Origin of the sequence: Allobosea sp. CCNWLY174, from assembly GCF_037120455.1 — a bacterium.
In the GTDB taxonomy this organism is placed as follows: domain Bacteria; phylum Pseudomonadota; class Alphaproteobacteria; order Rhizobiales; family Beijerinckiaceae; genus Allobosea; species Allobosea lupini.
Window position 1 is genome coordinate 177,670 of sequence record NZ_JBBBBQ010000010.1, and the last position, 13,814, is coordinate 191,483.

Sequence of the window (13,814 nt, forward strand, 5' to 3'; positions counted from 1 at the left end):
CGAGAGTCGCTGATTTAGCCAGTGAAGGTCGCGATCGCATCCAGGAAAACCTCGCCGTATTGGGTGAGCTTGCGTTCGCCGACCCCTTCGATCGCGCGCATCTGGTCGAGGCCGAGCGGACGCTCCCGCGCCATGGCGATCAGCGTCCGGTCGGTGAAGATGATGTAGGCGGCGACACCTTCCTCGCGCGCGATGCTCAGCCTGAGCTGGCGCAGATGCTCGAACAGGGCGGCGGTGTCGCCATCGAGCCCGTCGGCGCGCGCTGCCTCGCGCTGGCCGCGGCGCGAGCGCCGTTCCGCGAGCGGGTCGACACGCAGCGCGATCGGCTCGCGCCCGAACAGGATATCCTCGCCCTTCCCGGTCAGGCAGAAGCCGCCATGCTCGGTGCTGGCCTCGGCGAGCGCGCCGGCGGCGAAGAGCTTGCGGGCCATCGCCATCCAGGCCCCCTTGGGCTTGTCGTTGCCGACGCCGAAGGTCTTAAGGCCGTCATGGTTCTGGCGCCGGATCGCCTCCGTCTGGGTCCCGGTCAGGATGTCGGCGAGATGGCCGGCGCCGTAGCGCTGGCCGGAGCGGATCACCGCCGAGAGCAGTTTTCGCGCATCGAGCGTCGCGTCGGTGAGCTCGGGCGCGGTCGGCCCGCACAGATCGCAGCGGAACTGCGCCTCACCGTGCCGGCAGGGAGCGACCTCCTCGCCGAAATAGGACAGGAGCGCCGAGCGCCGGCACAGCGCCGATTCGCACAAGTCGATCATCGCGTTGAGGCGCTTGTGCTCGATACGGCGGCGCTCCTCGTCGATCTGCTTCTCGTCGATCTGGCGGCGACGCAGCGCCATGTCGTCGACGCCGTAGAGGGTCAGCGTATCAGCCGGCAGCCCGTCGCGGCCGGCGCGGCCGATCTCCTGGTAATAGCTCTCGATCGAGCCCGGCATGTCGGCATGGACGACGAAGCGCACATCGGGCTTGTTGATGCCCATGCCGAAGGCGATGGTGGCGCAGACGACGACGCCGTCCTCCTGCAGGAAGATATCCTGGTTGCGGTTGCGCTCCGCCTGCTCCAGCCCGGCATGGTAGGGATAGGCCTTCCAGCCTTTTTCGCTGAGACCCTGCGCCAGCCGCTCGGTACGGCCGCGCGAGGAGCAGTAGACGATGCCAGAGCCGCCGCGATGGACCTTCAGGAAGTCGTCGATCTGCCGGCGCGGCTGATCCTTCGGCGCGAAGGCGAGCTTCAGGTTCGGCCGGTCGAAGGAATGGACGACGAGGTGCGGCGGCGCCGGGAAGAGCTGCTGGGCGATGTCATCGCGCGTCTGGCGGTCGGCGGTCGCTGTGAGCGCCGTCACCGGAACGTCGCCGAGCGCCTCGCGCACCTTCGAGAGCAGACGATATTCCGGCCGGAAGTCGTGGCCCCATTGCGAGACGCAATGCGCCTCGTCGATGGCCAGCCGTGTCACGCCGAGGCGGCGCAGGCGGGCGACGAGGCCCTCGCCGGCCAGACGCTCGGGCGAGACGAAGAGGAGCCGCAGCTCGCCGGAATTGAGCTTGTCCCAGGCCTGGGCCGCCTCGGCCTCGCTGTTCATCGAGTTGAGCGAGGCGGCGGCGACGCCTGCCCGCACCAATTGGCCGACCTGGTCGCGCATCAGCGCGATAAGCGGCGAAACCACCAGCGTCAAACCGCCTGTGACCAGCGCCGGCAGCTGGTAGCACATCGACTTGCCCGAGCCGGTCGGCATCACCGCGAAGACGTCGCGGCCGGCGAGCGCGGCCTCGATCACCTCCCATTGCCCGGGGCGGAAATCGTCATAGCCGAAGGCCGACTTCAGGATCGCGCGGGCTTCTGATTCGCGGGGCGATGACATGTGGAGGATGTGCCGGATTCGGAGCACAATGGCCAGCCATTGCGCGATTCCATCCCCGGTTCGCACAAGCCGGGCGGATCGGCCGCGGCCCGTGCCTCACGCTGCGGCAATCCGGCAAGGAGAGCCATGATGCGCTTGCCCCTGATTGTCGCCATTTGCTGCCTTGCCGCCTTTGCGCAAGCCCGGCCGCTGGAGCGCGAGCTGCCGCCGGCGAAGGCCGCCTGCTGGGAGCGGACCTATGATGCGGCCCATCTCGCCAGCCACCCGCAGCAGAAGGTCACGCGGATCCGCCTCGTCCATCTGCCGCAGAACTGGGCCGAAGCCGGCCAGGGCGGCTTCTACGTCGCGCTCTATCTCAACCTGCGCCAGCGCGTGAAGGCCGATCAGCGCTTCGACTACCAGCTCGGCGGCATCTGCAAGCCGGCCGGGCAGGCGCTGCGCTGCGTGCCGGAATGGGAGGCCGGCAACTGGCGGATCGAGCGCGGCCCGAACGGCACGCTCGACATCCGCAATGCCGGCATCATCGCCAATCCCAACCCCTACGATGCCGAGGAGATCGCCGACGGAGCCGCCCGGATTCCCGCCAGGCCCGATGACGGGCTCTGGCGCCTGTCGCCGGCGAGCGGGCCGTGCGGGATGGAGTAACCGCGCCCTAAGGATGCAGCGCCGCAACCTTGACCAGCCGGGCCACCATCTTGTCGCGCATGCCCTTCAGGCGCTTGTCGGTGAAGTCGCCATCCTCGCCATAGGCCTTGTCGGCTCCGTTGACCGCGAGCATGTCCGGCACGAGCAGCGCGCCGAAGCCGAGCTCGAGGACGGTGCGCAGCTGGGTCAGGCAGCGATAGGTGCCGAGATTGCCGGCAGAGGCGCCACCGATCGCGACGGTCTTTCCGCGCAGGCCGGGCCCGCCAGAACGGACAATGCTGATCCAGTCGAGCGCGTTCTTCAGTGCCGGCGGATAGCCGGAATTGTATTCGGGGCTGGCTATGAAGAGCCCGTCATGGCCATCGACCAGCGCCGCCAGCGCCTTCGCCTCGGCAGGCGGATCGTTGTCATAGGCACGGGCGTCGATGAGCGGCAGCGGGTAGTCGCCGAGCGAGATCTGCGTCACCTCGGCTCCGGCATCCTGCAGATTCCTCGCGATCAGGGTTGCGAGCCGGGTATTCATCGAACCCGGGCGCCAGGAGCCGGCGAAGACGAGGATTTTTGGCATGGTCACTCCGACTTGATAACCGGACTGCTGGGTCCGGCGTTCTCAGTTCGTGATGTCGGAGTGAGGCAGGGCCGACGTCAAGCCCACGCCGTCACGGCTTGGCGCGGCGATAGACCCAGACGCGCGCCGGCGGGATATTGCGCAGCACCCAGTCGGAGACCTGGGCCTTGAGGCCGGAGCCCTTGCGCGGCACCGGCGAGATCACCGCATAGGTGAACTGGATGAAGGGTGCGCCGGGGTTGAGCACATTGGCAAAGGCGTCCTGCACCAGTTCGGTCCGCTCGGCCGGCGGCTTGTTGAACAGCGGCAGCGAGGACACCACCGCGCTCGCCCTGTCGGTCAGATGCCCGGCGAGCGTGGTCGAGAGCGCATAGGCATCGCCCTCGATGACGGTTGCCCGCGGGAAGCGACGACGCAGCAAGTCGCAGAATTCCGGGCTGTACTCGACCAGGATCAGCCTGGCTTCATCGATGCCGCGTTCGATCAGCGCTTCGGTGACCGGGCCGGTGCCGGGGCCGATCTCGACCACCGGCCCTTGCGCCTGCGGATCGACATAGGAAGCCATGCGCCGGGCCAAGAAAGGGCTCGACGGCGCGACCGCGCCGGTCCTTCCAGGCGAATCGATCCAGGACTTGAGAAAGCGGGCATCGTCGCTGAACCGGGCCTTGGCCTCGTCGGCCGCCTTGCGCACCTGCGATTTCAGCTTGCCGGCGGTATTGCGGACTTCGTCCTCGACCTTGTAGCGCGCCGCGGCGACCCGAAGCCTGGCCTCTGCGACGCTGTCGGCGAAATCGGCCGCCGTCAGCCGCACCTCATGCTCCAGCCGCGCGGCCACGGACGAGCGCCCGAGGCGAGTGGCGCGCAGGCGCTGACCGGAAGCGGAATGGGCCATCCAGAACCTCGATGCGGCCAGGCAAAAAGCCCGCGCCGGAGCGACATGACAATGCCGTGACGTTACGCCGCTGTCATATGGGGTCAAGAGCGGGGCGAATCCAGCGATTTCTTGGCCGCCCGCACGGCCCTCAGCGATCAAATCAGCGGACGCGGGTGAAGCTCGCTCTCGAACAGCAGCGCCATGCGCTCGGTCAGGCGCGGATTGTGGATGGTGAGGCGGCCGCGCTCGAGCGAGAACATCCCGGCCTTGCGCAGGCGGGCCCAAGTCTTGCTGGTATGGACCAGCGAAAGGCCGAGTGCATCGGCGAGCTGCTGCTGCGTCAGCGGGAAGACGAAGCTCCTCTCGGCAACCAGGCCGAGCGCGTCGGCCCTGCGGTAGAGCGAGATCACCAGCGCCGCGATCCGCTCCTGCGCATTGCGCTGGCCGACCGAGGTCAGGTTCTCGTCGATCAGGCTCTCCTCGCGCGAGCCGAGCCAGGCCAGCTCATAGGCGAGTGCCGGCATCCGCCCGAACATTTCATAGGTGCGCCGGCGCGGGAAGACGCAGAGCTCGACCTCGGTCAGCGCCTCGATGCCGTGCTGGGCGGCGCTGAGCAGCGAGGCCTGCAGGCCGACGATATCGCCGGGCAAAAGAAAATTGAGGATCTGCCGGCGTCCGTCCGGCAGCGATTTATAGCGGAAGGCCCAGCCGGAAAAGAGCGTGTAGAGCTCGGCATCCTCCTGGCCGGGATGGATGATGTCGGCGCCGGCCGGCAATTGCCGGTGATCAAGCTTCATCTCCTGGATGAAGCGGATCTCCTCGTCGGATTTGTCCTTGAAGGCAGGTTTCAGCCGCAACGGACAGGCCAGGCAGGACGGGCTGCGGTGATTGCGATGATTGCTCGATGCGACGATCACGCCCGGCTCCTTCATCCGCCGGAACCCGCGGCGAATGCTTTGCGTTTGTGTGTGGCGCGAAAGCGTTGGCTTAGCAATCGCGCTTCGTCTCGGCATTAGCAGATCGGCTGGGGAGGCCGCCGCATGAAATCACGTGCCTCCGGGCTGCGGCGCTCTCGCCTGCGCCAGTTCTTTCGTGTCGCCCTGGGTTTCTGGCGTGGCAAGACCAGATTGCGCGCCTGGGCGCTCACCCTTGCGGTGCTGCTCTTCGTCGCCGCCCAGCTCGGTGCCGCAGTCGGCATCAACAGCTGGAACCGGCTTTTCTTCGATGCGCTGGAAAAGCGCGATTTCGACAAGATCTGGACGGCTGTCGGCTGGCTGCCGCTGATCGTCGCGGCGTCGGCTGCATCGTTGTCCTGCCTGGTGATCAGTCGGATGCTGCTGCAGATGCGCTGGCGTGAATGGCTGACGCAGCGCCTCGCGGGCTGGTGGATCGCCGACCAGCGCTACTACCGGATGCAGTTCGTCGCGCGCGAACAGAGCGCCCCCGAGTACCGCATCGCCGAGGATGTCCGCCTGTCCATCGAGCCCCTGGTCGAGTTCGCCATCGGCCTGCTCAGCGCCTTCGTGACCGCGGTGACCTTCGCCGCGATCCTGTGGCAAGTCGCAGGCTCGGCGCATTTCACGCTCGCCGGGGCCGAGATCGTCATACCCAGCTACATGGCGATCGCCGCGATCGTCTACGCGGTCATCGCCTCGATCGCGGCCTATTTTGCCGGGCGCCCCCTGGTGCCCCGCATCGCCGCCAAGAACGAGGCCGAGGCGCAGTTTCGCGCCGAGATGACGCGGTTGCGCGAGAACGCCGAGAGCATCGCCCTGATCAAGGGCGACGCCGACGAGCGCGATTCGGTCGGAGAGAACTATGGTCGCGTCGTCGCTGCCTGGCTGAAGGTGATTCGGCAGCAGGGCGTCATCGCCATCGTGCTGAACACCAATGGCGCGCTGTTCCCGATCGTGCCGCTGCTGCTGATCGCGCCCAAATACCTCTCGGGCGAGATCACCCTGGGCGCCGTCATGCAGGTCGTCGCCGCCTTCAGCGCGGTGCAGGCCGCCCTGATCTGGTTCGTCGACAATTTCGTCCGGCTGGCGGAGTGGTTCGCCTCGGTGAGACGCGTCGACGAGCTGGCCGAAGCGCTGGAGGCGCTCGACGTCGGCACGATCATGGAAGGCGAGACCCAGATCGAACTGGGCGAGAGCGAGGACGACGACATCCATATCGCGGATCTGTCGATCGCCCATCTCAACGGGCGGATCGTCATCGCCGATGCGTCGATCGTGATCGCGGCCGGCGAGAAGGTCCTGGTCGCCGGCGAGAGCGGCACGGGCAAGAGTACCTTGATCCGTGCGATCGCGGGCCTCTGGCCGTGGGGCGCGGGCTCGATCAAGCTGCCCCCGGGCAAGCGTATCGCCTTCGTGCCGCAGAAGCCCTACCTGCCGATCGGCACGCTGCGCGACGTGCTGCTCTATCCGGAAGCGGAGAGCCGCGTCGACGACGAGGCGGTCAGGGACGCGCTGAAGCGCTGCGGGCTCGCCTCGCTCGGGCGACGGCTCGACGAGGAGGAGCGTTGGGACCAGACCCTGTCCGGCGGCGAGCGTCAGCGCATCGCTTTCGCCCGGCTGCTGATCCAGAGGCCCGACATCATCATCATGGACGAGGCGACCTCGGCGCTCGACGAGGCCAGCCAGGATTCTCTGCTCGGGCTGATCGACAGCGAGCTCTCCTATGCGACGATCATCAGCGTGGGGCATCGGCCGGGCCTCGAGGATTTCCACGAGCGCAAGATCACCTTCGAGAAGCGCGAGGCCGGCGCGCATCTGACCTCGAAGCGCCTGACCCGGTCGCTCTGGCGGCTCTTCCGCCGGCGCGAAGCCGCCAATGATCGCTCGGTCGCCTGAAGAACGAATCGCGCCCGAAGAAAGAATCGGGATCGCTGCGATTTTCGCCCAAACCGGAACAATTCCCTGCCAGACGGGTTGAAAAGCCGTTCCGCCTTTCAAGAACGACCACACGAACCGGGAGAGCGAAGATGCCGACTGCCAGCCTTGCCCCCTTCAAGCGCGCTGCTACCTTCTTCGGCGGCATGGCGCTGGTCGTGACCGCCTTGACCATGGGCGCCTCGTACCAGAATGGTTTCGGCGAGAGCTCGGAAGCGGTCGCCCAGACCAAGCTCCAGCGTGGCGCCCCGGCCGACGTCCAGTTCGCGGCGGTCAATCCGGCCGAGATGCGCCGTGACTTCGCTCATCGCGTCGTCCCGACCTCGCAGCGCGAGGCCAGCCTCAAGGGCAACACCGTTCTGCGGTAAAACTCCGGAACCGATCCGGCGCTCGCGCGTAGTTGACCTGCCTGACCAGCAAAGCCGCCGCGAGGCGGCTTTTCGCATGATGGCGAGGTAAGATGGATCGGCTGGAGATCAAATGTATCTGCGCATTCGCCACGCGACGACCTATCGCTACGCCGAGCCGGTCGTCTTCGGCCCGCACCGGCTGATGCTGCGCCCGCGCGATTCGTTCGATCTGCGCGTCATCGACACCGCGATCGCCATCTCGCCGCCGGCCGCGCTGCGCTGGATGCACGATGCCTATGGCAACCCCGTCGCCATGGCGAGCTTCGCTGGCCCGTCGGACACGCTCGATGTCGTCAGCGAGCTCGTCGTCCAGCGCTTCGGCTCGGCGCTGCCGCGCGCCCGGCTCGAGCCCGACATTGATAGCTCCGATATCAACTACACCCCGGCCGAGCGGGCCGTCCTCCAGCCCTATCTCGATCTCGCCGCCGCCGATCCCGATGGCGCGCTCGACGCCTGGCTGCAGGCGTTCCGGACCCGGCTCAACGGCGGCCACCTGCTGCGTGCCCTGGCGCATGAGATCAACGCCAGCCTGAGCTATGCCGTGCGCTTCGACGAGGGGACGCAGCATCCGCTCGATACCCTGCAAGCGGGGGCGGGTTCATGCCGCGACTACGCCTGGCTGTTCATCGAGCTGGCGCGCCGGCTCGGCTTCGCCGCGCGCTTCGTCACCGGCTATATCCATGACCGCTCGCCGCAGGGCGGGGCGATGACCTCCGTGGCCGGGCTGACCCATGCCTGGGCCGACGTCTTCATTCCCAATGACGGCTGGGTCGAATTCGATCCGACCAACGACCTCGTCGCCGACCGGCAATTGCTGCGGGTCGCGGTGGCGCGTGTACCGGAGGATGCTTCGCCGGTGTCGGGAAGCTATGTCGGGCCGACCGGCGCCTTCCTCGGACTCAGCGTCGGCGTCGAGATCACGCCGGTCGACAAGCTCGGCTGAGCCTCGTCGCGCTGAGCGCCGTGACTCAAGCGCCAGACGCCGAGGCTACGCCCCTGCGGCGGGCTGATCTCCACGGCTTCGATCTGCATCAGAAGTCCGGCGAACAGGCGCGGCGGCGCGATCTGCGTGGTGTCGCGGTCGGAGCTGATGGCGATATCGAGGATGCCGTCGCCGGCTGCGGTCACGGCGAGTTCGAGGCCGATGCCCGGAGCTGTGCGCAGCACCCGGCTGACCACGTCGACGATCAGGAAGCCGAGCGGGATGATCCGGTCGATCGGCAGGACAGCTTGCGTCTCGATGCGGCTTTCGAGCCGCTGGCCGCGGGCGAGGATTAGGCTGGAGACCATCGCCACGACGTCGTCGAGGAACAGGTCGATCCGCACCGGCTGCATCTCGCCGTCGGCGAGCGTGAAGCGATAGGCGGCCGACAGCACATGGACGCGGCATTCCGCATCCGACAGCGCCATCCGCGCCTCGCCCCGATGGTCGCGCTTGGTCAGGCCGATATAGCTCTGAACCACCTGGAGGCTGTTCTTGACCCGATGGTGCAATTCGCGGACCAGGAAACGGTTGTCGTCGAGCGCGAGCCTGAGCTTGCTCTGGCGCACCTCCTGCTCGTCGACCATGGCATTGAAGGCCTCGGCGACGCTGCGGATGTCGCGCGGCATCTCGTCGGAGAGCGGGACGTGGGCACTGGCCGAGCTCGACCTCGCCCGGGCCGTGGTCTCGATACCGCGCAGCCAGCGCACGCAGTGCTGGTCGATCGCCTTCATATACACCAGGCCGAGGAGAGTCAGCGTCAGCAGGGGTGCGAGCAGCAGAATGTAGAACTGCGTCCGCGCAGCTTGCTCCGCCGTGCCGTCGAAACTCGCCACGACATAGAGATCCGGCTCGGCCACCATGCGGGCTGCGTAGGTCCGGCTTGGTCCGGCCCGGCTCCGCGCAACCCAATGCGCGGTCGGTTCGGGTACGATCTCGGCGTTCGGAAGCCAGGATGCATCGGCTTGCGCGCCGCCGCGCGCGACCACGACGTCGCCGCCGCGCCGGAGCAGCGCGGCCATCATGCCCTTGTCGCTGCTGCCGAGGTCGAAGGTATCGTCGAGCGGGTCCGGCTTGGTGAGCAGGAGCGCATCGCCTCCATCGAACTCGCTATAGATGGCGAGATAGGAGCGGCCGGCGATCGTCACCTGATCGTAGCGGGCCTTGGTAAACTCGGTGCCGCCCCAGAGCTTGATGGGAGGCCGCGTGGCGAGCTGGTTCGCCACGGCCGTGAGCTCACCGCGCGGGACACTGCCTCCGAGCCCACCGACACAGTCCGGCTGGCCGGAGACCCGCAGCAACAGTGACTCGTAGCCGTAGACCGCGGCAATGGCCTTCTCGGCGATGCGCCCACAGCTGTCCGCCGCCGGCGCTGCCGCCCGGATCGCTGTGGAGCTGGCGACGAGCGAGCGCAGCGCGCCGCGATACCAGACGCGGGCGCGCACCGCGAAATCATCCGCTGCACGCGCCTGGGATGTCTGGATTGCCTCGAACACCGTCCGATAGGTCGCGACCGCCGCCGCCGCCGTCAGGCAGGCGATAGGCAGGACGATCGCGACCATCAGTGCCAGGAGGCGGCCGCGGACCGTCCTGAACAGCGAAAGGGCCATCAGATCACGATGATTCTGGATCGAACCGATCCAGAATCAGAAAATGTGATCCATTCCAGGAGTTCAGAGCAGGATCCCTGCGAAAAACCGGTCGCACCTTTTCGCATCCTGCTCTAGCTGCCGACGGGTTCAGGTCCGGCGCGCTGCACGGCTGCGGTGATCCGGCGATCGGGGCCGAGATCGTCGACGCCGCCGATGGACAGGAGCTCCGCCAGCTTGGCGCGTGCCCGGTTGACGCGGCTCTTGATCGTGCCGATCGCGACGCCGCAGATCTCGGCGGTCTCCTCATAGGACAGCCCGGTGGCGCCGACCATGATCAGCACCTCGCGCTGCTCCTCGGGGAGTTTGGCCAGTGCCTTGCGGAAATCGGCGAGATCGAGATGGCTCTCCTGGTTGCCGTGGGTCGCGAGCCTGTCGGCATAAGTGCCTTCGCTGTCCTGCACCTCGCGCCCGCGCTTGCGGTAGAGCGAGTAATAGGTGTTGCGCAGGATGGTGAAGAGCCAGGCCCGCAGGCTGGTGCCGGGCTGGAACTTCTCGGCATTGCCCCAGGCCTTGAGCAGCGTGTCCTGGACCAGATCGTCGGCGAGCTGCATCGAGCCCGAAAGCGACGCCGCGAAAGCGCGCAGATTCGGAATCTCAGCGATCAGCCCGTCCTTGAAGTCAGCTGCGCTCATCGGAGCCGCCTTCGGCTTTGAGGCGCCGTTCGGTATCCTCGAGCTGGGCGAGCAACACCAGAAACCGGTCGGGCACCGGCGCACTGATCAGGTCGTCGTAATGCGCCTTGAGGGATCGGCCGATTGATTCCTGCACACGCGGGTCGAGCACCCTCTCGTCGTCCGGTTCGGCCCTTGCCGCTTCGGGCGGATCGGCATTCATCAAATTCATCACCCTAGCTCCATTGGCATGCCGACATGTTCGCCGATCACACCCAACCACGCCACGCACGCTCATCGGCACGCCGGCGCGCAACCACCCGGAAACGTACCTTCATTCGGCCCAATAACGAGGCCGAAAGCAAAAGGTTCCATTCCGGACGAAAAATAATTTTCTTGTCATAACAGTAACTTGAGTGCTTCTCTCCTGCAACTTTGATGGAGGTGGGATTTTGTCTGGTCGGATGTCCGATCGGTGGTTCCGCCTCTGAATTCTGGATCGTGACCGACCCGATCAGCTGCCATCGAAAGCAGATCGGGCCGGACTTCGTGGGGGATAGCAGGATGTCGATCGCCACTGAAATCGCGCCGCATTTGCCGTATCTGCGTCGCTTCGCCAGGGCGCTGAGCGGAACGCAGGCCAGCGGCGATGCCTATGTCGTTGCGACGCTGGAAGCGCTGATCGCCGACCCCGGCACCTTTCCGCGCGATCTCGGCGCGAGGGTCGGCCTCTACCGGCTGTTCCTGCAGATGTGGTCGTCCGTAGGACTCAACACCCAGGCATCGGCGCCGGAGACGGAGCGTTCCGCCGCCGAGCGAAATCTCGACGCGCTGACGCCGCGCTCGCGCCAGGCCTTCCTGCTGCGGACGGTCGAAGGGTTCTCCATCGAGGAGGTCGCGCAGGTCATGAACATCGCCCCGAGCAACGCCGCAGCCCTCGTTCAGACCGCCGGTCAGGAGATCGCCGAGCAGGTCGCCACCGACGTGCTGATCATCGAGGACGAGCCGATCATCGCCCTCGACATCGAGACCATGGTCGAGGAGCTCGGCCACAACGTCACCGGCGTCGCCCGGACACATCGCGAGGCCATCGCGCTCGTCGCCAAGAAGCGGCCGGGCCTGGTGCTGGCCGACATCCAGCTGGCCGACGGCAGCTCCGGCCTCGAGGCGGTCAACGAAATCCTCGCCGCGATCGAGGTGCCGGTGATCTTCATCACCGCCTATCCGGAGCGTCTGCTCACCGGCGACCGCCCGGAGCCGGCCTTCCTGATCACCAAGCCGTTCCAGCCGGAAGCGGTGAAGGCCGCGATCAGCCAGGCGCTTTTCTTCGATCGCCGCGCCGGCCGCAAGGCGGCCTGACCCACCGATCGAGGTGACCGGGAACAAATCGGCCATCCCTCGCGTTGCCCCGGCCCGGGGGATGCGAGGGAGATCGGTCATGTCCATGGCTCTGCTGGCGGCGCTGATTGTCGCGGCTTCGATCACGGTCCTGTTCACGACCGTCGGCTGAACGCATGTATCGGCGCAGGCCCATCTGGTGGGGTTGCTTGGCAGCCATCGTCGCCTCCGCCGGATTGGTCGAGGCCGATCGGGCCTCGAGCCAGGACGCGAAGCCGACAAACGCGCCACGGCCCCCGCCGCGGCCCGCCTCCCTGCAGAAGCCCGCCTCGGCTCCGGCGATCATTCCGCCGGAGGACAAGCCGGTCTCCGCGACAGAAGGCAGTGGCTGCGTGCGGATGCTGGCAGGCATCCCCGGGAACAGGGTTCGTCCGATCGCGCCGGCCCCGAAGCCGGAGGCGGAAGGCTGCCGCGTGGTCGATCCGGTCGTGGTCGATGCGCTTGCAGTCCGTACCGCCGCCGGGCCGGGGCAGGTCAGACTGGTGCCGCCACCGACGCTGAGCTGTGAGCTGGCGCGGGCCGTTTCGCTGTGGCTCGACAGCGGCCTTCAGCCTCTGGCGCGCGGGGCGTTCGGTCGCGAGCTGACGGCGTTGCGCGTCGGCGGCGGGCACGAATGCCGCCGGCGCAATCGTCAGGCGTCAGGTGCGCTGAGCGAGCACGCCACCGGGCAGGCGCTCGACATCTTCGCCTTCGAGCTGGGCGAGGAAAAACAGGGCGGAGCGGTCGTGGTGGTCGAGCGGCCGAAGGGCCTGGAGCAGTCGCGCTTCCTGGACGGTGTGCGCCAATCAGCCTGCGGCGCCTTCATGACGGTCCTTGGTCCGGGCGCGGACGCCGCCCACGCCAACCATCTCCATGTCGATATCCAGCAGCGCCGGGCGGCCTCAAGCCGCTTCTGTCAATGACCGTGGTCGGCCATCGCGATACCTCGCGAGGTTGCGGTGGCCAGGCGGGAGAGGCTAAAGCGTAGCGCTTACGACAGGGATGGTCGCACGGTGACATCGCAAGAGGCGCAGATGCCAGGCGTGCGCGCTTGTGCGGGAGTGGTGCTGTACCGGCCGGACCGCGCCTTGTTGACGCGCCAAGCGGAAGGCTTGCGTGGGCGTCGCCTGTTCGCTTTCACCAATGGGCCGATCGCGCCCGAGGTCGAGGCGGCCTTTGCTCCGACGCAGCTGCGGCTGATCTCCAATGCGGAGAACCTGGGTCTAGGGCGGGGCCTCAACGGCGTGATGGAGGCTGCCGGCCGCGAAGGCTTCAGCCACGTGATGCTGCTTGACCAGGACAGTGAGCCGCCGGCCGATCTGCTCGACGCACTGACCGCGCGCGCGGTCGCGCTGGAGGGGCAAGGTGAGAAAGTTGCGGTACTCTGCCCGCGCCTGACGCCGCCGCCGGAGGGATTCTACAAGCCGATACGCTATGAGTGGCGGGGGCAGGCGCGTGCCGATGGGCTGTCCCCGCTCGATTTCGCGCCGACCTCGGGCTCACTGGTCAGTGTCGCTTCTTATGCCGCGATCGGCCCCTTCCGGGAAGATTTCTTCATCGCCGGGCTCGATGTCGAATGGGGCTTCCGGGCCTGGAATCGTGGCTTTGGCTCTTATCTGGCGAACGATCTTGCCATGCCGCACCGCTGGGGCGAGGCGGTGAGCGAGGAGGAACTAGGCAAGCCCCAGATCCTGCGCCATGCGCCGGTGCGCAACTACTATTATGCGCGCAACGTGATCGCGACCGCTCGGTTGGCTCATGTGCCCATGCGCTGGCGGCTCAGATCATGCCTGGCGCTCGCCGCTCAGGTCGGGCTTCTGGGGCTGAAGGGGCCGCCAGGCTCCCTCGGGCCCGTTCGCGCGGGGCTCGCGGATGGCTTGAGGGGCCAGCTCGGGCCGGCTCCGGCGAGCATAGCTTGATCGGAAATGGCACCGCATGGCCGGTCGCTCGA

At 67.1% G+C, this 13,814-nt stretch carries 15 protein-coding genes; 7 read left to right on the top strand and 8 right to left on the bottom strand.

What is annotated here, in order from left to right; translation table 11 throughout:
* Nucleotides 1-14: 14 nt before the first annotated feature.
* Complete coding sequence (gene recQ, locus V7S63_RS24175) at nt 15-1,853, bottom strand: DNA helicase RecQ (protein WP_336532088.1); 1,839 nt, start codon at nt 1,851-1,853, stop codon at nt 15-17.
* A 129-nt stretch (nt 1,854-1,982) separates the two neighbouring features.
* Here recQ and V7S63_RS24180 point away from each other — a divergent pair, with 129 nt between their 5' ends.
* Entirely contained in the window at nt 1,983-2,498 is a 516-nt protein-coding gene (locus V7S63_RS24180) for a hypothetical protein (RefSeq protein ID WP_336532089.1), read from the top strand.
* Between the two features lie 7 nt (nt 2,499-2,505).
* Here the strand turns inward: V7S63_RS24180 and V7S63_RS24185 are convergent, their stop codons facing one another.
* The 3 genes from V7S63_RS24185 to V7S63_RS24195 form a co-directional block, all read right to left on the bottom strand.
* Nucleotides 2,506-3,066: an NADPH-dependent FMN reductase gene (locus tag V7S63_RS24185; protein ID WP_091835096.1), complete on the bottom strand. Its 561-nt coding sequence runs from the start codon at nt 3,064-3,066 to the stop codon at nt 2,506-2,508.
* Nucleotides 3,067-3,157: 91 nt separating this feature from the next.
* Complete coding sequence (locus tag V7S63_RS24190) at nt 3,158-3,958, bottom strand: class I SAM-dependent methyltransferase (protein WP_100959958.1); 801 nt, start codon at nt 3,956-3,958, stop codon at nt 3,158-3,160.
* 137 nt (nt 3,959-4,095) lie between these two features.
* Complete coding sequence (locus tag V7S63_RS24195) at nt 4,096-4,857, bottom strand: Crp/Fnr family transcriptional regulator (protein ID WP_244543840.1); 762 nt, start codon at nt 4,855-4,857, stop codon at nt 4,096-4,098.
* A 123-nt stretch (nt 4,858-4,980) separates the two neighbouring features.
* Between V7S63_RS24195 and V7S63_RS24200 the strand changes: the two genes are divergently transcribed.
* The 3 genes from V7S63_RS24200 to V7S63_RS24210 all read left to right on the top strand — a co-directional run bounded on the left by V7S63_RS24200 (nt 4,981) and on the right by V7S63_RS24210 (nt 8,184).
* Nucleotides 4,981-6,792, top strand: a complete 1,812-nt coding sequence (locus V7S63_RS24200) for an ABC transporter ATP-binding protein/permease (protein WP_336532090.1) — start codon at nt 4,981-4,983, stop codon at nt 6,790-6,792.
* A gap of 131 nt (nt 6,793-6,923) precedes the next feature.
* Nucleotides 6,924-7,199 carry a hypothetical protein gene (locus V7S63_RS24205; protein WP_091835108.1) on the top strand — a complete coding sequence of 92 codons (276 nt, stop codon included), beginning with the start codon at nt 6,924-6,926 and terminating at the stop codon, nt 7,197-7,199.
* Between the two features lie 112 nt (nt 7,200-7,311).
* On the top strand, nt 7,312-8,184 hold the full coding sequence (locus tag V7S63_RS24210) for a transglutaminase family protein (RefSeq protein WP_336532091.1): 873 nt from the start codon (nt 7,312-7,314) through the stop codon (nt 8,182-8,184).
* Here V7S63_RS24210 and V7S63_RS24215 read toward each other — a convergent pair.
* The 4 genes from V7S63_RS24215 to V7S63_RS24230 all read right to left on the bottom strand — a co-directional run bounded on the left by V7S63_RS24215 (nt 8,109) and on the right by V7S63_RS24230 (nt 11,064).
* The gene (locus V7S63_RS24215; protein WP_336532092.1) at nt 8,109-9,833 is read right to left on the bottom strand and encodes a sensor histidine kinase; all 1,725 of its coding nucleotides are present in this window, start codon (nt 9,831-9,833) and stop codon (nt 8,109-8,111) included. The two genes, V7S63_RS24210 and V7S63_RS24215, sit on opposite strands and share 76 nt — an antisense overlap.
* Before the next feature lie 113 nt (nt 9,834-9,946).
* The gene (locus V7S63_RS24220) at nt 9,947-10,507 is read right to left on the bottom strand and encodes a sigma-70 family RNA polymerase sigma factor (RefSeq protein ID WP_091835116.1); all 561 of its coding nucleotides are present in this window, start codon (nt 10,505-10,507) and stop codon (nt 9,947-9,949) included.
* On the bottom strand, nt 10,494-10,709 hold the full coding sequence (locus tag V7S63_RS24225; RefSeq protein WP_143079709.1) for a NepR family anti-sigma factor: 216 nt from the start codon (nt 10,707-10,709) through the stop codon (nt 10,494-10,496). Before V7S63_RS24225 ends, V7S63_RS24220 begins: the two co-directional genes overlap by 14 nt.
* 46 nt (nt 10,710-10,755) lie before the next feature.
* Nucleotides 10,756-11,064: a hypothetical protein gene (locus V7S63_RS24230; RefSeq protein WP_336532093.1), complete on the bottom strand. Its 309-nt coding sequence runs from the start codon at nt 11,062-11,064 to the stop codon at nt 10,756-10,758.
* Between V7S63_RS24230 and V7S63_RS24235 the strand changes: the two genes are divergently transcribed.
* The 3 genes from V7S63_RS24235 (at nt 11,051) to V7S63_RS24245 (ending at nt 13,782) form a co-directional block, all read left to right on the top strand.
* Nucleotides 11,051-11,845: a response regulator gene (locus V7S63_RS24235; protein WP_091835122.1), complete on the top strand. Its 795-nt coding sequence runs from the start codon at nt 11,051-11,053 to the stop codon at nt 11,843-11,845. The two genes, V7S63_RS24230 and V7S63_RS24235, sit on opposite strands and share 14 nt — an antisense overlap.
* 188 nt (nt 11,846-12,033) lie before the next feature.
* Entirely contained in the window at nt 12,034-12,786 is a 753-nt protein-coding gene (locus V7S63_RS24240; RefSeq protein WP_336532094.1) for an extensin-like domain-containing protein, read from the top strand.
* A 111-nt stretch (nt 12,787-12,897) separates the two neighbouring features.
* Nucleotides 12,898-13,782 (top strand): glycosyltransferase family protein, encoded by an 885-nt coding sequence (locus tag V7S63_RS24245; protein WP_336532095.1) that lies wholly within the window; start codon nt 12,898-12,900, stop codon nt 13,780-13,782.
* Nucleotides 13,783-13,814: the final 32 nt, after the last annotated feature.